The organism is Pseudomonas sp. MH10 (genome assembly GCF_034353045.1).
Lineage (GTDB): Bacteria > Pseudomonadota > Gammaproteobacteria > Pseudomonadales > Pseudomonadaceae > Aquipseudomonas.
In genome coordinates, this window is record NZ_CP133783.1 from 4,834,181 (window position 1) to 4,853,491 (window position 19,311).

Annotated in this window: 20 protein-coding genes and 1 pseudogene; 9 read left to right on the plus strand and 12 right to left on the minus strand. The window is 56.3% G+C overall.

Going from position 1 to position 19,311, the window contains the following annotated elements:
- Positions 1-50: 50 nt before the first annotated feature.
- The gene (locus tag RHM59_RS21780) at positions 51-872 is read right to left on the minus strand and encodes a hypothetical protein (protein WP_322165944.1); all 822 of its coding nucleotides are present in this window, start codon (positions 870-872) and stop codon (positions 51-53) included.
- Positions 873-930: 58 nt separating this feature from the next.
- Positions 931-1,380, minus strand: a complete 450-nt coding sequence (locus RHM59_RS21785) for a hypothetical protein (protein WP_322165943.1) — start codon at positions 1,378-1,380, stop codon at positions 931-933.
- A gap of 211 nt (positions 1,381-1,591) precedes the next feature.
- On the opposite strand from RHM59_RS21785, the gene RHM59_RS21790 reads away from it, so the two are divergent.
- The gene (locus RHM59_RS21790) at positions 1,592-2,437 is read left to right on the plus strand and encodes a cache domain-containing protein (RefSeq protein WP_322285372.1); all 846 of its coding nucleotides are present in this window, start codon (positions 1,592-1,594) and stop codon (positions 2,435-2,437) included.
- A gap of 56 nt (positions 2,438-2,493) precedes the next feature.
- On the opposite strand, the gene RHM59_RS21795 is transcribed toward RHM59_RS21790, so the two are convergent.
- The 3 genes from RHM59_RS21795 to RHM59_RS21805 all read right to left on the minus strand — a co-directional run bounded on the left by RHM59_RS21795 (position 2,494) and on the right by RHM59_RS21805 (position 5,473).
- Positions 2,494-4,008, minus strand: coding sequence for an MDR family MFS transporter (locus RHM59_RS21795; RefSeq protein WP_322165941.1), 1,515 nt, complete (start codon positions 4,006-4,008; stop codon positions 2,494-2,496).
- 121 nt (positions 4,009-4,129) lie between these two features.
- Positions 4,130-4,282, minus strand: coding sequence for a hypothetical protein (locus RHM59_RS21800; protein ID WP_322165940.1), 153 nt, complete (start codon positions 4,280-4,282; stop codon positions 4,130-4,132).
- Between the two features lie 303 nt (positions 4,283-4,585).
- Entirely contained in the window at positions 4,586-5,473 is an 888-nt protein-coding gene (locus RHM59_RS21805) for a LysR substrate-binding domain-containing protein (protein ID WP_322285373.1), read from the minus strand.
- A 159-nt stretch (positions 5,474-5,632) separates the two neighbouring features.
- Here RHM59_RS21805 and RHM59_RS21810 point away from each other — a divergent pair, with 159 nt between their 5' ends.
- From RHM59_RS21810 to RHM59_RS21835, 6 genes are all read left to right on the plus strand, one after another.
- Positions 5,633-7,273 (plus strand): 5-guanidino-2-oxopentanoate decarboxylase, encoded by a 1,641-nt coding sequence (locus tag RHM59_RS21810; protein ID WP_322185030.1) that lies wholly within the window; start codon positions 5,633-5,635, stop codon positions 7,271-7,273.
- Positions 7,267-8,709: an aldehyde dehydrogenase family protein gene (locus tag RHM59_RS21815; RefSeq protein ID WP_322285374.1), complete on the plus strand. Its 1,443-nt coding sequence runs from the start codon at positions 7,267-7,269 to the stop codon at positions 8,707-8,709. Before RHM59_RS21810 ends, RHM59_RS21815 begins: the two co-directional genes overlap by 7 nt.
- Positions 8,710-8,929: 220 nt before the next feature.
- A complete protein-coding gene (locus RHM59_RS21820; RefSeq protein WP_322165934.1) occupies positions 8,930-10,033 on the plus strand; it encodes an ABC transporter substrate-binding protein in 1,104 nt (367 codons plus the stop codon).
- A 124-nt stretch (positions 10,034-10,157) separates the two neighbouring features.
- Positions 10,158-11,066 (plus strand): ABC transporter permease, encoded by a 909-nt coding sequence (locus tag RHM59_RS21825; RefSeq protein WP_322285375.1) that lies wholly within the window; start codon positions 10,158-10,160, stop codon positions 11,064-11,066.
- Positions 11,063-11,920, plus strand: a complete 858-nt coding sequence (locus tag RHM59_RS21830; protein WP_322185034.1) for an ABC transporter permease — start codon at positions 11,063-11,065, stop codon at positions 11,918-11,920. Before RHM59_RS21825 ends, RHM59_RS21830 begins: the two co-directional genes overlap by 4 nt.
- Before the next feature lie 20 nt (positions 11,921-11,940).
- Positions 11,941-12,996 (plus strand): ABC transporter ATP-binding protein, encoded by a 1,056-nt coding sequence (locus RHM59_RS21835; protein ID WP_322285376.1) that lies wholly within the window; start codon positions 11,941-11,943, stop codon positions 12,994-12,996.
- Positions 12,997-13,008: 12 nt separating this feature from the next.
- Here the strand turns inward: RHM59_RS21835 and RHM59_RS21840 are convergent, their stop codons facing one another.
- Positions 13,009-13,938, minus strand: a complete 930-nt coding sequence (locus RHM59_RS21840) for an AraC family transcriptional regulator (RefSeq protein WP_322185038.1) — start codon at positions 13,936-13,938, stop codon at positions 13,009-13,011.
- 341 nt (positions 13,939-14,279) lie between these two features.
- On the opposite strand from RHM59_RS21840, the gene RHM59_RS21845 reads away from it, so the two are divergent.
- On the plus strand, positions 14,280-14,633 hold the full coding sequence (locus tag RHM59_RS21845) for an antibiotic biosynthesis monooxygenase family protein (protein ID WP_322285377.1): 354 nt from the start codon (positions 14,280-14,282) through the stop codon (positions 14,631-14,633).
- 72 nt (positions 14,634-14,705) lie between these two features.
- Positions 14,706-14,936 (plus strand): hypothetical protein, encoded by a 231-nt coding sequence (locus RHM59_RS21850; RefSeq protein ID WP_322165928.1) that lies wholly within the window; start codon positions 14,706-14,708, stop codon positions 14,934-14,936.
- A 6-nt stretch (positions 14,937-14,942) separates the two neighbouring features.
- Here the strand turns inward: RHM59_RS21850 and RHM59_RS21855 are convergent, their stop codons facing one another.
- The 6 genes and pseudogenes from RHM59_RS21855 to RHM59_RS21880 all read right to left on the minus strand — a co-directional run bounded on the left by RHM59_RS21855 (position 14,943) and on the right by RHM59_RS21880 (position 19,133).
- Positions 14,943-15,566 carry a flavin reductase family protein gene (locus RHM59_RS21855; RefSeq protein ID WP_322165927.1) on the minus strand — a complete coding sequence of 208 codons (624 nt, stop codon included), beginning with the start codon at positions 15,564-15,566 and terminating at the stop codon, positions 14,943-14,945.
- 144 nt (positions 15,567-15,710) lie between these two features.
- Positions 15,711-15,935: pseudogene (locus tag RHM59_RS21860) on the minus strand (hypothetical protein); the annotation flags it as partial.
- Positions 15,936-16,330: 395 nt separating this feature from the next.
- Complete coding sequence (locus RHM59_RS21865; protein ID WP_322165925.1) at positions 16,331-16,570, minus strand: hypothetical protein; 240 nt, start codon at positions 16,568-16,570, stop codon at positions 16,331-16,333.
- 236 nt (positions 16,571-16,806) lie between these two features.
- Complete coding sequence (locus RHM59_RS21870; RefSeq protein ID WP_322165922.1) at positions 16,807-17,127, minus strand: hypothetical protein; 321 nt, start codon at positions 17,125-17,127, stop codon at positions 16,807-16,809.
- A gap of 322 nt (positions 17,128-17,449) precedes the next feature.
- Positions 17,450-17,572: a hypothetical protein gene (locus RHM59_RS21875; protein WP_322165921.1), complete on the minus strand. Its 123-nt coding sequence runs from the start codon at positions 17,570-17,572 to the stop codon at positions 17,450-17,452.
- A gap of 241 nt (positions 17,573-17,813) precedes the next feature.
- Entirely contained in the window at positions 17,814-19,133 is a 1,320-nt protein-coding gene (locus tag RHM59_RS21880) for an MFS transporter (RefSeq protein WP_322165920.1), read from the minus strand.
- Positions 19,134-19,311 lie beyond the last annotated feature (178 nt).

A 19,311-nucleotide genomic window follows, 5' to 3' on the forward strand; every position in this document is an offset into this window, starting at 1 on the left:
AAAAAGCTCCCTGCTGGATAACGCTCGCCCGTGAATACGCTCAACTGCATTCATGCCGCAGCAGGGGCGGACTCAGTGGTTTTGGCTGGCAGGGGTTCAATGAGCGTGCACTGCGCAACGAGCGAGTTAGCATCAGACTTGCGGAAATATTTGCTCATCCACGGGTCCCAGGTTGCTTCTTCGGTATTGGGATACCCATTGTCTTCTGCTTCTTTCAAGAACCTGAGTAGCTGCTCCCTATGACCTTCGGGGTACATCGAGCGCTCGACGTCTGATTGCGCGTCGTAGAAAGCAATTATCGCTCGATGAGGAATACCGTCGCGGTTGGTGTTTCTGGTCATGTATTCGGAGTCTTTTAGCTGCTGGGTGCGTGACGCCAGATAACGTTCGGCAGGGGTATGGTTACCGGTCTCGTCATAAAGGATGTCGCATAATTCGTCTCTCGAAAGAGATTCGTACGGGTTGCCGGTTTCACTGCCGGTGGTATGTGAGAAAAGCATAAATGAGGCGGCTTGTTCCGCTTGAGCCAACCTGGCGGGGGATGTGTCCAACGGCTTTTGCATCATCAGCGGTGATGCTTTGCCTTGACTGTTTACTTGCTCCATAAAACCAATTTTCCAGCTCGAAGCTCCCTGAGTCCGGTGCCAGATAGCTTGAAGTTCGGCTTTTGACCGGGGCGTTGTTTTTACGGATTGTTCTTCTTGGTATAACCCCTGCGCTTCTTTGGAAATGGTTACTGACGACGTGGTTTTACTCTGGGCGGCATGCGCCAGTGCCGTTGATGTTTCTCGTGTATTTCCCGTTTGGTCAAAACGGACAAGAAACTGCGGAGGGTAAGACGTTGCGGCAGTCGCGTTGGCGGAAATCGTCATGAGATAGCTCCCTGCTTTTTAAGGCAGGGCACCTGCAGGCAAGTGCCCTGCAGGCGGGTTATTGAATGGTGAAATTCACGGTGTAGTTAAACGGAATGCCCAGTGTCGGAAGTGAGATCGAGGCAGTACACGTCGCGCGCGATGAGCCGATGGATTCGCCGGCTTTTTTCCAGGTCGGAATATGTCCGCGCATTGATGGCAGCGCCAAGTGGGACGCGGTGAACCGACATTTCTTAGTCCCGGCGGTGTAGGTGAAGCGTATGCCCGACGCCTGATAGCCGAAGCTGGTCAATGTAAAGCTTGTGCTAGTGTTTGCATCGATATATCCGAGAGCTGGACGTACACTTCCAGAGAAATTCCCAGCACCAAACGCTGCCTGTACAGACGTCCGATTGTTCACAACGATGATCGTTTCGGTATTAGCACTGGCAACCACACTGCTAACGCTCGCCACCAACCCCAAAAAACCAGCCAATACTGCTTTCTTCGCACACTTCATAACGGTCAAATCCCTATCTATCAAATTGATCCATAGCGACCACAATCGGTCGTTTCATCACTGTGTAAATCCTTACCCCTCATCAATCGGCAGCGACGAAAAACCCTTAATACGGACGTTTCCGCGTTAGGTGTAGGACGAATCTTTGTAGGGTTGATAGGCATAAGTACGGCTTACGACTAAGCTCTGACGACTTCAATAATAAGAGCGGGGATGCGGTATGAAGCGACTAAGGATGAGTGCGATGTTCGGTTGGTTGTTGTGTCTGTGCCTAAGCGGCCAGGCATTGGCAACTGAAGCAGCCGATGACGGGCAGGCAGCCAAGGATTTGTTGATCAAGGCGCTGGCCGAATACCAGAAGCAGGGTGACAACGCTTTCGCCGAGTTCAGTCGGCAGGGGGATTTTGTCAGCGGCGAGCTTTATGTGTTCGTGGTTGATATCAATGGCGTGATGTTGGCGAGCGGCGGACCTTCGGCGGTATTGATCGGGCGGGACGTGATGCCCACGCTGAGCCCGGATCTACAGAAAGCCTTCAAAGACATTCTCACTACGCAAGCCAACGGAATCCAGGAAGCCGAATACCGCTGGCAAAACCAGAACGACGGCAAGGTGGAACGCAAGCGCGTTTATTACAAGCGTGTAGGTGATCGGGTACTGGCGGTGGGTTATTACCTGCCACGGGCCTCGGCCGAACAAGCCAAAGCGCTATTGGAAAAAGCCTCTGCCGCGTTGGTCAAAGACGAAAACGGTACCATCAACAATATCAACAGCCTGAAAGGCGGCTTCCTCCAGGATGATCTGTACGTATTCGTCGTCGATTTGAATGACCACCGCTATGTCGCCCACGGCACTAACGTGCGGTTGGTTACAACTGACTTCAGCAAGGTCAAGGATCCGGAAGGCAAACCTGTCGGCGAGCCGATACTGGCGCTCATCAATAAGCAAAACGATGGCGAGTATGATTATCGCTGGCGTAACCCGGTGACCAGCAAAATCGAGAACAAGCACGCTTACGTGCGCAAGGTCGGCCACTTCCTGGTGGCGGTGGGTTATTACAGCCGCTGAATCTGACCTTAGAAAATCATCAGATCGCCCTCGCCAGGCGACCTGATGACTGGGTCTCACGCAGTGCTCTTGTCACCGTGGGCCCGACCACGCAGTAGTTTGTTCGGCATCGCGATAGCGGCGACCAAGCCCAGCAGTGAAATCCCTGCGCTGATCATCAACAGATGGCGAAACGTTAGCGATAGCTCCCCTCGTAAAATCTCCAAGGCCGGGCCACTGGCCGCATTCAAGCTGTCCATCAACAGATTGCCCGAACTGGCTGCTCCCACCGGTCCGGCATTGAGCTGACCAATCCCGGAACTCTGCAACATCGCCAATAACAATGCTGACATCAGCGCGATGCCCACCGCGCCGCCCAGTGAGCGGAACAGGTTGGTAGTACTGGTCGCAACCCCCATGTCGGTGGGATCAACTGAGTTTTGCGTGCCCACCAGTGACGTCGGGAATTGCAAGCCGCAGGCGAATCCGGTCAACACCATTAATACGCTGGTCATGAGGACCGACTGCGGAGGCGTGAACGCCATGCCCAGCACCACGAAGGGCATCATCAGTGCGCCAGCGAGAATCAACGGTTTATAGCGGCCCGTTAACGACGTTGTACGTCCGCCGAAAAAAGCACCCATCGGCATGCCAATCGCCAGCGGTAAAAGGTGCAACGCGGCTGCGTCTGCACCGCCACCGGTCACGGTCTGGAACCGCAACGGCATCAGTACGATTAATGAGATCGATTGAAAACTGGTGAAAAACATGGTGCACCAACACAGCACCGCCGTGCGGTTGGCAAACAGATGCATCGGTAACAAAGGCTCCCGTGCTCGGCGCTCGTACCAGACGAAGGTTGCCAGTGCGAGCAGCGCTACGCCGAGCAGCACCAATACTTCGGGGTCGTGCCAGCCATGACCTTGACCGATCTCGGTGACGCCCAGCAGCAGGGCGCTTAAACCAATGATCATCAAGACCGTGCCTAAGTAGTCGATGATTGGCGTGCGCTGCGGAACGGGCAAACCGATCAATGTCCGTCGGGCGATCCACCAGGCGCTCAGGCCCAGCGGTAAGTTGATCAAAAATACCCAGCGCCAAGACAAATATTGCGTCATCACGCCGCCCAGTACCGGACCGGCAACGCTGGCTACAGCGTACATACCGCTGAAATACCCTTGATAGCGCCCGCGCTCACGCGGCGGCACGATGTCGCCAATGATCGCCTGGCTGACCGAGACCATTCCTCCGGCGCCAATCCCTTGGATGATCCGTGCCAGCACCAATTGCTCCATGCTCTGAGCCATGCCACAGAACAGTGACGCCAAGGTAAATAGCCCGAGGCCAAACAGCATCAGGTTGCGTCGACCGTAAAGATCGCCGAGCTTGCCGTAAATGGGCACGGCAACGGTCATCGCCACCATGTAGGCGGAAATCACCCAGGCGAGGAGATCAAAATCGTGGAACTGGGCGGAGATCGCCGGCATCGAGACCGCGACAATGGTCTGATCGAGCGCGCTAAGAAAGACCGCCATCATGAGCGCGAATAGCACGCTGCGGATAGCAGGTTTGGGTTGGTTCAGACTGGTCAAGATAGAGCCCAACTAGCAGTGAAAACCTGCCACAAAGGCTGGCAGGAAGAAGCTGGTCAGTCTAATCCGATAGCTCGCTATTCGATAGGCTCGTATGCAATGAGGTAGAACGAGAAGGCGCCTATTTGAGGCTCAGTCCAGCAAAGGTCGCGTCTTGAGGCGCGCAGTGGCTGGCGGTGCAAATGGAGAAACGCGGCGCTTGCCGGGCTTCCTCGATTCTATAAGCACCCGCGGCGTAAATGGCCAAGACGACAGCGACTGAAAGTACGGCCATGGTTCTTCTTTTTGTAATTATCATGTTGCCCACCTCTATCCGACTTTAAAAACGTGTTTTAAAAGGACTAAGGGAATTGTAGGACAGTTCTGATCGGCATGTAGCCTACATTGTGCTATCACCAAATCGACAGGCGGCTGGCTGACCAGCGGTCATGCACGGGGCAGCGTATTTATCTGTCAGCTTCGCGGATTTCGTCATTTAGATGCTCGACGGAATCGAACAATCTGCGCACCCGCGTTTTACTGTCGGTTATGAATGCAGCCTCCTGAACAAACTTGTTGGCGAAGCGTAGGTGCTTGCTTATTCAGTCCGCTCAGCCGCCTGAGTCAGCAGCCAGTCGATCAGTTCGCGCAGCTGCGGCGACGGATCGGAGCGTTCCGGGTAGACCAAATAATACGCGGCGCCGGTTCGTACCTTGAGGTCGAAAGGCGTCACCAGCCGACCCGTGCTGAGGTCTTCACCGATCAATGCCCAGTCTCCGATGGCGACGCCGGTACCTTGGGACGCCACCGACATGGCCAGGTCCAGCGTGTCAAAGTGCTGGCCCTTGCCGATGTTATTCACGGTAGTGCCAGCGGCCTTGAGCCAGGCTTCCCAGTCGCGTTGGTCACGGGTCGGATGCAACAGCATGTGCTGTTCCAAATCGGCCAAGGTATTGAGCGGAACCGGTCCGCTCAATAATTGTTGCGAGCACACCGGCGTCAGTTGCTCGTCGAACAGATGGTGCGCTGCCACCGAATTGGCCGGTGGAGACCCGTACACTACAGCCGCATCGAATTCTTCCCGGCGAAAATCCACCGCGTGCTGGATGGTCGTCGTCAACTCCACCGGCACATCCGGGCGCTCTTTTTGCCACTGCAACAACCGTGGCAACAGCCAGCGCATCATGCAAGTTGGGGCCTTGAGTTTGAGGGTTTCGCGTTTCGCGCCGACCTCCTCGACGGCTTCGTCGATCAGCGAAAACACTTTCTGAATCCGTGGAAACAGCTCGCTTCCTTGAGTCGTCAGACTCAAACCTCGCGCCTGCCGTTGAAACAGCGCATAACCCAAATGACTTTCCAGCCCGGAAATCTGCCGACTCACCGCGCCTTGGGTGATGTGCAGCAGTTCGGCGGCCCGCGTGAAATTGCAGCACTGGGCCGTAATCAGGAAGGTATGCAGGGCAGGTAAGGGCGGAAGGCGTTTCATTGGCGCTCAGGCATGAAGTGAGGACATGCCTAGCATGACATTTTTTGCCTTGTCACAGATATGGCTGCACGGTCCAATTGCGGTTCATCTGTAGCCTGTCCCGCAGCCGTAGGCGCCGGGATGTTTTTGCAGTTTCAAACAGAAGGAAGGCGGACAAACATGGCAACGTGCGGCGAAGTATTGGTCAAATTGCTCGAAGGCTACGGCGTCGAGCAGGTCTTCGGCATCCCCGGGGTGCATACCGTCGAGCTGTACCGTGGGCTCGCGGGCTCATCGATCAACCATGTGACGCCGCGTCACGAGCAGGGTGCTGGCTTCATGGCCGACGGTTATGCCCGCACGAGCGGTAAGCCAGGCGTGTGTTTCATCATCACTGGGCCCGGCATGACCAACATCACCACGGCCATGGGCCAAGCCTATGCCGACTCGATTCCAATGCTGGTCATCTCCAGCGTGCAATCGCGCAATCAGCTGGGCGGAGGACGCGGAAAGCTCCATGAGCTGCCGTCTCAAAGCAACCTGGTCGCTGGCGTGGCCGCGTTTTCCCATACGTTAATGTCGGCGGCTGAATTGCCTGCGGTCTTGGCCCGAGCGTTTGCGCTGTTTCAGGCCGGGCGTCCACGGCCGGTGCATATCGAAATACCGCTGGATGTATTGGTGGAAAACGCCGACCACCTGCTTAATACCCCGCCCGTTAACATCAGTCGAGCCGGCGCCGCCCCGGCTGCCGTTGCGCAGATGGTCGACCTTTTAGCTGCCGCAAAACGGCCGCTGATTCTGGCAGGCGGAGGTGCTATCGATGCCGCGTCCGCGCTGACCGAACTTGCCGAGATGCTGGGTGCTCCAGTGGCGCTGACCATCAACGCCAAAGGCCTGTTGCCCTCACGTCATCCCCTGTTGATCGGCTCGACTCAATCATTGGTGGCTGCCCGAGCGCTGGTGGCCGAGGCCGACGTGGTATTGGCCATTGGCACTGAGCTGGCCGAAACCGACTACGACATCACCTTCGCTGGAGGTTTTGAAATTCCTGGTACGTTGTTGCGGATCGATATCGATCCCGACCAAACCGTGCGCAATTATCGGCCGCACGTTGCGCTGGTCTCTGACGCCGATACGGCTGCCCAGGCCTTGCTTAGCGGGTTGGCGGCCAAGGAATTGGCCCCGCGTCTTGCTGATTGGGGCCCGCAGCGCGCCGCTGTATTGCGCGAAACACTGGAACCAACGTGGGACGACGCCACCCGCGGGCAAACCGTTTTCCTGCAAGCGGTGCTCGAGGTGCTGCCGGATGCGGTGTTGGTAGGCGACTCGACTCAGCCGGTGTACACCGGCAACCTGACGCTCAATCTGGAAAAACCGCGACGCTGGTTCAACTCATCGACCGGGTACGGCACCCTCGGTTACGCCTTGCCCGCAGCCATTGGTGCGTGGCTGGGCCGAGTCCCTGACGCGAGCGGTCGTGGTGCGGTGGTGTGCCTGATCGGCGACGGCGGTTTGCAATTCACCCTCGCCGAGCTGGCCAGCGCCGTTGAAGCGCGCACGCCGATTATCGTGCTGCTGTGGAATAATCAGGGCTACGAAGAAATCAAAAAATACATGCTCAATCGTGGCATTGAGCCGGTGGGCGTCGACATCTATACCCCCGACTTTATTGCTGTCGCCAAAGCGTTGGGCTGTGCCGCCGAAGCGGCTTCTGACGTTGAACTACTGAAAGCGGCATTGCGCGCGGCGGGTGATCGTCAAGGTCCGACCCTGATCGAAATCGATCAAACGCTGTGGATGAACGGGTTGAAATCATGCTGAGCGCTCAGCACGGGTTGTACATAAACGGTGAATGGTTGTCTGGCAGTGAACGCCTTTCAGTGATCAACCCGGCCACGGAAGCGCCTTTGGCCATGGTGGCAGGCGGTGATGAGACGTCAGTTGATCTCGCCGTGCAGGCAGCGCAATGGGCATTTCCAGTCTGGTCGCAAACGTCCGGGGCCGCTCGTGGCGCAGTGTTGCGCAAGATTGTCAGCGGCGTGCAAGAACGCCGCGAGCGCCTGATCGAACTGCAATCGCGCAACAACGGCAAACCGGTGTTCGAGGCCGCCATCGATGTCGATGACGTGATCGCGACTTTCGAGTATTACGCCGGACTTGCCGAAGCGCTCGACGCCAATCAGGACAGTGCCGTGCCGTTGCCCAGCGATGTTTTTGCTGCGCGTTTGCGTCGTGAAGCGTGCGGTGTCGTCGGGTTGATCGTGCCGTGGAATTTCCCCATGGTTACCACCGCGTGGAAGCTCGCGCCCGCCTTGGCGGCCGGTTGTTGCGTGGTGTTGAAACCCTCGGAAGTCACGCCACTGCCGGAGTTGGAACTGGCCGATATCATCGCCCAATGCGGCTTGCCTGCGGGCGTATTTAACCTGGTCTGCGGTACCGGGCTTGGCGTCGGGGCACCCTTGGCGGCGCATCCGGGCATAGCGAAAATCTCCTTCACCGGCAGCAACGCCGTGGGCGTTCAGGTGATGCAACGCGCCGCCGAAACGGTCAAAGGTGTCACTCTGGAATTGGGCGGCAAATCCTCGCTGTTGGTGCTGGCCGATGCCGACGTCGACCTGGCTGTAGAACTTGCCAGTGGTGGCGGATTTTTCAACGCCGGGCAAATGTGTTCGGCCACCAGCCGGGTGTTGGTTGCCGAGGAATTGGCCGACGTATTCCTGGAAAAACTCAAGGCGCGTGCGGACGCTATTCGTGTCGGTGACCCCTTCGATCCCGACGTTGAAATGGGTGCGCTGGTCAATCAGGCGCAATACCAGCGGGTGCTTGGCCACATCGCGGCGGGCATCAGTGCCGGTGCGCAACGGGTGTGTGGCGGTGAACGCCCTGTCGATCTGCCGCGCGGATATTTTTTGCGGCCGACTGTGTTCACGGGCGTGCCCCTGGACAGTGCATTGTGGCGTGAAGAGATTTTTGGCCCGGTGCTGTGCGTGCGCAGTTTCAGCTCTGACGCCGAAGCCGTCGCGTTGGCCAACGACAGCGAATTCGGCTTAGTGGCCAGTGTCGTCAGTCGCTGTCCTGAGACCGCTGACCGGGTCGCAAACGCCCTCCAGGCGGGGCTGGTGTGGATAAACGCACCCCAGGTGATCTTCCCGCAAACGGCGTGGGGCGGTTACAAACACAGCAGCATCGGCCGCGAGTTAGGGCCGTGGGGGCTGCAGGCTTTTCAAGAACTAAAACACGTCATCCGTAGCGTCTAAAAGCCCAAGAAAAGTTCACGCATGCCTCGTTTCGAGGCATGCGTTTGACACATGGCTTCGATGACAAACTTTCGATTGTTGCCTCTTTCTCATCGCCTCAGGATGGCCCCCTCAACTCAGCTAAACCCTCGGTTTACGGGCGCTGTAGCTGAATGGGCGCGCGCACTCAGCCTGGGGCGAAGTCGCGATCACCTCACTTAAGAAAGCAACGGAGTCCGTCATGGGCGAGCATGATCTGAACAGAAGGCAATTCATCAAGACGGTGGGTGTTGCATCGGTTGCCGCCGCAGCGATGTCCATGCCGTTTATCCGGGCGAGCGCCAGTGAAAACCAGTTTCAGGGCAAAACCCTACGCTTGCTGACGTGGTCCGATGACACCGGATTGGCAGCGTTGCGCAACATCGCTGCGACCTTTGAAGCGAAAACCGGCGCCAAGGTCATCGCTGACCGCACCGGCAGTACCTCGGAGATGGTTGCCAAACTCAAGGCCGGTGGTGATCGTCCGCAATACGACATCATTACCTTGGCAGGCGTTGGCGCAGAAGGCTTGGCCGCTGCCGGTTTGCTGGAAAAGCCCGACCTTAACCGTATCCCCAACATCGTGGACGTCCCGGAGAAATACCGTACCGGTGCCAACGGTCATGGCGTCGGTTACCTGCTTTGGTGCAACAGCCTGATTTACAGCACCCGCACCGTCAAAGAAGCGCCCGACAGCTACGCTGCCCTATGGGACAAAGACCTGGCACCGAGCATTTTCCTGCCGCCGCCCAACTGGACCGAGGCCATGGACCTGATCATCATCGCCGCCAAATTGGCCGGTGGTGACGAGCACAACGTTGAGCCCGGTTTCAAAAAACTCGCAGAACTCAAAGACCGGGTTGTGACCCTTGGCGAGAACCCTAACCAGATCGCCGAGCTGTTCCGCACCGGCTCGCTGGATATGGGTGGCCTGTACGCCCCTGCGTTCTTTCCGAAACAGCTGCGTGATCCAGCCTACGGTTTGGGCGCCACGTTCGGTATGAAAGAAGGCTTCTACACCGACTTGATGCAGACCGTTATGCCGAAAAACCGCCCCGGCGATACAGATTTGGCCTACGCCTTCATCAACCACTCTCTGGACCCATTGGTGCAGGGCAAGATGGCTGAAGACATCTACAACGGCCCGGTTAACGCCAAAGCCATTATCTCGGCCGAAGCGCGCAAGAGCCCGTACATCCTGACGCCGGAGCAAATCGCCGACAAAGCGATCATGCACGACAACGTCTTTCTGGCGACAGTGCATGACCAGTGGATTCGTCGGTATACCGAGATTTTCTCTTCCTGATCGCGTGAACCGAAGGTCGTTGCGGCCTTATCGCAGCCTTCGGCAGCTCCCACAGGGCCGAAGGCGTGATCGGGCTTACGAACACCGGCCCTGCTGAAATCCATCTCACACGAGATCATTGCTTATGGAAAACCAACCTTTGATCCGCTCGGTCGCTGCGTCTTCGCAACGGCGTGCCCAGCCGATTTCTCCCACGGCACGCGCCTGGCTTTTCCTTGTGCCGTCTATGCTGTTTCTTGCCGTACTGATTGCGGCTAGTTTGTTGGTATTGCGCATGAGCGTCGGCACCAAGGGCGCTGAATGGACCGGCTTCAGCCTTGCCAGTTACGCGCAATTGGCCGAGCCCTATTACTTGAAATCACTGCTGCTGACCTTGCGACTGGCGTTGTTCAGTGCAGCCATCGCGGTGGTGCTGGCGATTCCGGTGGGCTACACCATGGCGCGCCTGCAATCGCCGTTCTTGCGCCGAGTATTTCTGGCGGCTGTCCTGCTGCCGTTACTGGTCAACCTACTGCTGCAAAGTTATGGCTGGTTGGTGATTCTCGGGCCGGGCGGAATGCTCAACAAAGCCTTGATCGGCCTCGGCGTCATTACCCGTCCGGTAATGCTGCTGTATAACCAGAACGGTGTGCTGATGGGCTTGGTGCAAACGGCTTTTCCACTCGCTGTACTGCCCATCGCCAGCGCCATGCGTGGTGTTTCTCGCAGCTATGAAGAGGCTGCCGCAACCTTGGGTGCCAGCCGCTTTCAGGTGTTTCGCCAAGTGGTATTGCCGATGAGTTTGCCGGGCATTATCACGGGTGCGACTTTGGTTTTTGCCTACAACGCCAGTAGCTTTGTTGTACCGTTGTTACTTGGCGGCAGGCGAGTACCGATGTTGGCGGTGATGGTCCACGACCAAATCGCACCGCTGATGAACTGGCCCGCCGCCTCGGCAGCCGGTGTGGTGTTGATCGTTACGACACTGGCGATCATGACCCTTTCCGAATATTTTGCGGGTCGCCGCCGTCGTCTGTTGGAGGCCTCGCAATGAGCCGTTCCTCGAAAGCTCGTTTTCGCTTCCAGCCGGTATTGCCAGGCGACACCGGGCGTTTTGCCGGCGTCCTCTCGGGCTTCATTTTATTGCTGGCAGTGCTGCCGATTCTGACCATGATCGTCATGTCGTTCAGCGGCGCGTCCAACCTGGATTTCCCGCCCAACAGCTACAGCCTGCAATGGTACAAAGCGGCGTGGCAGACCTTCGTTTCGCCCGACGCCAGCGATGTGTTAAGCCTCGGCAAAGCCATGGCCACCAGCTTGTGGGTCGCGTGCTTGACCATGATTCTGGCGACCGTCGTGGCGGTGCCGGCTTCCTACGCGCTGACCCGTTGTGAATTTCGTGGCAAGGGCGTGGCGCTGCAACTGATGTCGCTGCCACTGGTGTTCCCGATGGTGGTGCTGGGTCTGGCGCTGCTGCTGATTTTCGACAGCCTGCCATTCCAGATGAACACCTCGCGGCTGGTGATTGCTCACGTTATTTTGGCACTGCCGTTCGTGGTCAAAAACTGCACGGCGGCAATGATGTCGATTGGAAGCGAAGTCGAAGAGGCCGCGCAAATGCTCGGCGCTTCACCGCTGCGGGCTATTGTCGATGTGGTGGTGCCGTTGATGAAGTCCGGGATTCTCGCCGGAATGCTGTTGGCGTTTATTGTGTCGTTCAACGAATTTACCGTGACCTACTTCCTCTACACCATCGACGTCATGACCGTACCGATATGGATGTACAGCCGCACCGTGTCTTCGCTGGACCCCACCGTGTTCTCGTTTGCCGTGCTGATCGTGCTGATCGACTTCGTCCTGATCTGGGCGCTGGAGAAGCTGGTCGGTGAAGGTGGCGTTTCGTTCTAGTTTTTTTGAGGTTTACGTCAATGACCGGATTAATTCTGGAAAACGTCGAGAAATATTACGGCTCGGCCTGCGCGGTGACCGACGTCAATCTGCACCTGCCCGAAGGCAAGCTGGTTTGTTTTCTCGGCCCGTCAGGTTGCGGAAAAACCACGTTGCTGCGGATGATCGCTGGCCTGGAAACCCTGACCAGTGGCGAAATTCGTCTCGACGGCGAAGACGTCAGCCATACTCCGGCGCATCAGCGTAACTTTGGCATGGTCTTTCAATCTTTGGCGCTGTTTCCGCACATGACGGTCGGCGAAAACATCGCCTATCCGCTGAAATTGCGCGGTGTGAGCAAGGCGGACCAGCAGGCACGGGTCAAGGAGTTGCTGGAGCTGATTCAATTGCAGGCGATGATTGACCGCCCGGTGGCCAAGCTCTCCGGTGGTCAACGACAGCGCGTCGCCATTGCGCGGGCGATTGCGTCGCACCCAAAGCTGCTGTTGCTCGATGAGCCGCTGTCTGCCCTCGATGCCAAGCTGCGGGAGTCGATGCAGGTGGAAATTCGTCAACTGCAACAGCGGCTCAATATCACTACGATTCTGGTAACTCATGATCAGCGCGAAGCCATGACCATGGCCGATATCGTTGTCGTGTTGGGGCAAAACAAGGTGCAACAGATCGGCACGCCGATTGAAATCTACCGCAACCCGGCCAATGAATTTGTCGCCGACTTTATTGGCTCGGGGAATATATTCCCGGCCACCGCGTTGGGCGAAGGCCGGGTCGGATTGCCTGGTGGTGAAGCGTTGGACGTGCCAATCAGCAGCGGTATCGCCGTCGGTGCCCAGATCAAAATGTTGGTGCGCCCAGAAGATTTGCAACTGTCATCGCCGTTGCCAACGGCGGGGAACCGCTTGCTCGGCACAGTGACTTTTGTCCGCGACATCGGCGCCACTATCGAAACCACGGTTGAGTGCGCGGGTGTTTCGCTGACGGCTTTAAGCACCCCAAGCCAATGCTTTGGGCTGGCGATTGGTCACCCGGTTTCAGTCACTATTCCCGCTGAAGCCTGCCGAGTGCTGGCTGCCTGACGACGATTGCACTCAGACGCTTTGGCGCAGCCGAGCCAAGTCACGCGAGGGCGGTGCGCCGAATTGGCGACTGTATTCTCGACTGAATTGCGAAGGGCTTTCATAGCCGACGCGATACCCAGCCGCCGACGCGTCCAAACCGTCGGCGAGCATAAGTCGCCGAGCCTCTTGCAAGCGCAATTGCTTCTGGTATTGCAGCGGGCTCATCGCGGTCACCGATTTAAAACGATGGTGCAGCGTCGACACGCTCAGGTTCACCTCGCGTGCCAGGTCTTCGATGCGCATGGGCTGTATGTAGTGGCTGTTGAGCCATTTGATCGCTTGCGTCACGCGATGGGTCTGACTGTCGGCAATGGCGATTTCGTACAGCCGATGGCCCTGCTGACTGCGTAACAGGCGATAAATGATTTCACGCTGGATCAACGGTGCAAGCATCGCGATGTCTTTTGGCGTCGACAGCAAGCGCGTCAAGCGCAATACCGCGTCCAACAACTGCGCATCAATGCGCTCGATGTACAGGCCTCGGCCAGTAGGGCGGGTCGGCACGCTCATCGGACCGGCCTCGGCAATCAGCGCATTGATCTGTACCGGGTCGATGTCGATGCGCAACGCCAGGTTCGGGTTCTCCGGCGTAGCGTGTTGAATGCAGCCGCTGATCGGCATCGCGACTGAGATCACCAAATAGTTCAGCGGGTCATAGGTGTAATTTTCCTCACCCAGCCGCACGTCTTTGCTGCCTTGGGCCAGGATGCACAACGCGGGCTGCACCAGCGTCGGTATCGATTGAACCGGACGGTCGTGGCACACCATGTGCAACTGCGCGATGGTCGTCGGGAATATGCCGTCTTCGGGTGCAAAACGTCGAATGATCGTCACCAGCTCGGCGCGCTGCTTCTCCATATCGTCATCTATCTGAGCGTTAATGCTCTCACTGTGCGACATGCCTCGAATCCTCTGATGGTCTACCAATGAGACACAGCTTATTTTTGTGCAACTAAAAGCGGTATCTGAATCCTGCGCGATGCTTGCCTGATTCTGTCGGCGCCGATCAGAACCGCCTTTAAATACCCGTTTCAGCTGCTTGAGGTTGCTCGATACTATCGGGCAGTCATTCAGGCTCACGGTGCTCTGCGTTGAGAAGAGAAAACACCTTCGCGCAGTAATAGGCAATAAGCTGGCAGAAATCAGCTAACGGAAAAATGCATCAATCCCCTAATCTCTGGCCCTGTAGAACGCCGCTTCACATCCCGTACAAAAGCGTTCTCCCTCAGGAGTGCAGATCCATGCATAAGCCAAATCCCGTCAGCCATCTCGCCTATGCCCGCGCCAGTGCCGGTCGCAGTTCGCACCTGGGTGCGCGCTTAAGCAGCTTGATCGAACCCGCATTAAAGGCCCCGGGCTGCCTTCAGTTCTCTTTACAGCAATCAATGCACGACCTTGATATGTGGGTCGTGTCGGGTATGTGGTCAAGTGCAGAAACGATGGACGCCTGGTTTGCGACTCCAGCGCTGAACGTTTTTGCCGAAGTGGTTCAACAGTTAATTGTCAGCAGCTTGGACTTTCAGACCTTCAAGCACGTGTCCTCTGTCCAGGCAAAGGCTGACTGTCTGCCGCCCTTGCAGCAGTTAGCCAGTTGATCGGCGTTTCAATCATTGCCCGAAAAATTGTTTAGACTCGCCGCATTCGATCAATTACGCAGGGTGATTTGCATGGCACGTAAAGTATTTAACGACGTCGAGGCGGTGTCCGCCGTTATGCCGGGCGAAGGTGGTTACAGCGCAGCAATTGCGGTGAAAGCTCACCACGCCGGGGGCGCGCCACGTTTTCATCGTGTACTGGGTGATCAGAAATTCAAGACCGCGCATGATGCCGACCATGCCGCTGCTGAAGAGTTGGCGCGGCTGGTCGATGTCGATGCGGATGGCGAACTGGTGTTTTAAACCCAATCAGCTTTTAGGGCGGTACATCTTGAACAGCGATGCAGGGTCTATCTGGAAGTAATCCGCCGGGCCACCTCCGCGCAAAATATGTTCCGCAGACGCCGTGTCGTAGATGCCGTCTTTGAGCATCGACTTAGCGATGTGTACCGCAACCACTTCCCCAAGCACCAGCCACGTGGGTATCAGTTCCTTGTCGGCGCGTTGCAGTTGGATGATTTGCGTGACCTTGCACTCGAACGAAACCGGTGTCTCCAGCACACGCGGTGCTTTGACGATGCGCGATGCAACCGGGGTCAGGTTCGCCAACTTGAACTCATCGACCTCCGGCGGCACGGTGGCACAACTTTGGTTCATCGCTTCAGCCAACGACCGGGTGGCTAAATTCCAGACGAACTCACCGGTCTGCTCGATATTATTCAGGCTGTCTTTGCGCCCGACACTGCTGAATCCAATGATCGGCGGCGTGTAATTGAAGCCGTTAAAAAAACTGTATGGGGCGAGATTCAAGCGGCCTTGGTCATCCTGCGAAGAAATCCAACCGATGGGCCGTGGGCCAATGATCGCATTAAACGGGTCGTGGGGCAGGCCATGCCCTTTTGTAGGTTCATAGAAGTGAATATCATCTGACATAACGGGCTTCCTGATGACGACAGTTGCCAAAGATTAGGCGGCCATAGTGCAAGGCAATCGCCGCAGTTTCCAGACTTTCATACCGCCCAAAATTAAGCCCGGCAAACGCCGGGCTGGGAGGAGTCATTGAAGTGATCAGCTAGTGCGGTTTGCACCCACATGGTCTGCGCCGTCTTGAGCAACACGGTTTGCACCAACGTGGTCTGCGCCATCAGCGGCTACGCGGTTTGCGCCGACGTGATCAGCACCGTCTGCTGCTACTTGAACCGAGTGGGTCGCCGAGATGTTTTCTGCAACCGCTGGAAGAGCGAAGGCGCTACCGGCCAATACCGAAAATGCCACGCCGAAAATCAGTGATGAAGTTTTCATGTTAGTTGCTCCGCAAGTATTTTTAGTTGTTTAACTGGGTGTGGATTTGATTCTACGCCGTGACATTTTATTAAGAAGTCAATGCGGTTAGTAGTCATCATTGCTGAGATTGATAGTACGAATACTCCTGTGTTTCGTGTAGGAGCCAACGTGTTGGCGAAGCGTTAAATGCGGTGAGTCAGATGCACGGCTTCCCGAATAAATTCGGTCCTACAGGGTGATTTCGGTGCAATCTGTGGGACCGAATTCATTCGGGAAGAATGCAATGCAGGGTGGCAGGCACATCGCCGCGCCCGCATGATCGCAAACAAGTTCACTCCTACAGTTTTTTGGTCCGCCCGGTAAATGCCGGGCTGAGTAGATTGTCGAAGCAATCAGGTGAGCGGTATACGCTATCAGTTATTGGAGTGGTTCTCGCCAACATGATCAGCGCCGTCTGAAGCCAGGCTGTTTGCACCTACGTGGTCAGCACCATCCGAACTTACACGGTTTGCGCCAACGTGATCAGCACCATCGGTTGCTACTTGTGCTGGGTGCGTATCAGCCGAGCTATCCGCTGCGTACGCAGGAAGAATAAAACCGCTGCTGGCTAATACTGAAAAAGCCAAACCGAAGATTAATTTTGAACCGTTCATGTTATTGCTCCGCGAGTAATAGTTACCGTATAAATGGACCGCGAAATTGATTTTACGCCGAGTTGTTTTGTTTGAAAGTTATCGCTGCGGGTAGTTGCCATCGTCGGAAATGATAGTTACAAGACTTGTAAATTCATTTCCTGTATGAACGCAACCGCTCCGGTTAATCTCGATACGTTTCCTTCGCCCAAAATTAAGCCCGGCAAATGCCGGGCTGGGAGGAACAGTTGACGCGATTAGCTAGTGCGGTTTGCACCTACATGGTCTGCACCGTCTTGAGCAAGACGATTTGAGCCAACATGGTCAGCGCCGTCTGAAGCAAGGCGATTTGCACCTACATGGTCAGCACCGTCCGAACTTAGGCGGTTTGCGCCAACATGGTCTGCACCATCTGAAGCGAGGCGGCTTGCATTGACGTGGTCAGCGCCGTCAGAAGTAACGCGGGCTGCGCTTGCATTCGTGTGAGCTGAGCCGCCTTCTGCGAACGCTGGAAGAGCGAACGTAGTGCTGGCCAGTACCGAGAAAGCGATGCCGAAAATCAGTTTTGAAGTTTTCATTAGGGTTGCTCCGAATCAGTGAGTGGTTCTGCGTTGCGATGGAGTGAATGTTACGCCGCTGGGTTTTGTTAAGAAGTTAATAAGCATGCTATCGATTATCGTTAGAATTAATAGTAGATTATTTCTGATATTAATCAGATGGTTACGCTTATAGTTGGGCAAAAGAAGAATCGTTTCAGCTATCGTTCCGGATTTCCCGGTGAACTTTTACGGTAGGCAGAAATAAACCCAACTAAAGGCAAGGCTTCAGAGGGTGCGCGGGGGATAGGCGGAAGGTTCAGGGGTCAAGCGCAGGAGGGTGCTTCGGAGTGGGGGTCAGACACTAAGCCTTCAAGGCCCATGTAATTAGCGCCGTCAGTAGCAGCCCAGTCAACAGAAAGGTGGTCAGCACCATCAGCAGCAATGTGGTTTGCACCGATGTGATCAAAGCCATTATCAGCAACATGATATGCACCTATCGAATTGGACGTTCCGTGTTGTCGTGAGCGTGTGAGTGAGGATGAAGTGAATGCTACGCCGCTGATGATGTTTGAAAAACTCATTCACGTTGTTACCAACCATTGCCGAAATTGATAGTTATAAGGATTGCCGCCCACCGCCAGCTTTGAGCGTGTCGGTGTCGCAACGGAAAAGGGCGACCCCTAAACGGTGGTCGCCCTTTTTTCATGCTGGATACGGGTCAACCATCAGTCGCTTTCAATCCGCGAATGGGTGCGGGTGTCTTTCATGAAGACATACACCAGCAACGAAACGGCGATGCAGGCCGTGACGTACCAGTAGTAACCAGTCTCCATGCCGATGCTTTTAAACCACAGGGCGATGTATTCAGCGGTGCCGCCAAAGATCGAAACGGTCAATGCATACGGCAGGCCGACACCCAGCGCGCGGATTTCGGTCGGGAACAGCTCTGCTTTCACCACCGCGTTGATTGAGGTGTAGCCGCTGACGATGATCAATGCCGCCATGATCAGGAAGAACGCACCCCACCAGCTTTGCACCGTGTGCAGCGTGGTCAGGATCGGCACAGTGAACAGCGTCCCCAGCACCCCGAATGCAATCAGGATCGGACGTCGGCCGATTTTATCCGACAGTCCCCCTACCAACGGTTGCAAGCACATGAACAGAAAGAGCGTGGCGGCCGAAATAGTGGTGGAGTCGGTGATGCTCATGCCGACTGTGTTCACCAGGTACTTCTGCATATAGGTGGTATAGGTATAGAACGCCAGAGTCCCGCCCATGGTCAGGCCGACCACCGTCATCAACTCCTTCGGATGGCGCATTAACGTGCGCATTGCGCTTTCTTTTTGCACTTTCTTCTTGGTGAACGAGTCGGTTTCTTCCATCCCACGACGCAGGTACAACGCGACCACGGCACACAGTGCGCCGATGACGAACGGAATACGCCAGCCCCATGAATACAGCTGCTCAGTCGTTAGGGTTTGTTGCAATACGATCAATACGCCCAACGCGATGAGCTGGCCAGAAATCAAGGTGACGTACTGGAAGCTGGAGAAGAAGCCGCGACGTTCTTTGGTCGCCATCTCGCTCAGGTAAGTGGCGGAGGTGCCGTACTCGCCACCCACCGACAGACCTTGCAACAGGCGGGCGAACACCAGAAGCACTGGCGCGCCGACGCCGATAACGGCGTAGCTCGGGGTCAACGCGATAATCAGTGAACCGAAGCACATCAATAGCACCGAGGCCATCAGCGCCGCTTTGCGTCCCTTGCGGTCGGCGTACATACCCATCAACCAGCCGCCGATTGGGCGCATTAAAAAGCCCACGGCGAAAATCGCGGCGGTGTTGAGCAACTGCGCGGTGGTGTCGCCTTGCGGGAAGAATGATTTGGCGAAGTACAGCGAGAACGCAGCGTAAACGTACCAGTCGTACCACTCGACCATGTTGCCGACCGAGCCACTGAAAATGGATTTCAGGCGATTGCCGGTGGTTCTTTCTTTGACCGGCGCGGCTGCCGACCCTGGAGACAGAGTATTGGAGGTGTCCATCAACGATCCTTTAAGCCATTGTTTTTAGTGGGGCGCACGGGAGCGCAGCCTGACAGTTCTATAGCAGGAGCTATGCCAGGCCGCTGAGGGCCGATCTAGAAGGGTTTGCAGCAATTCATAGGCAAAAATCCGCTCACTGCGATGAAGTCAGTAAGCGGAAAGTTGCCGATCAGGTGGG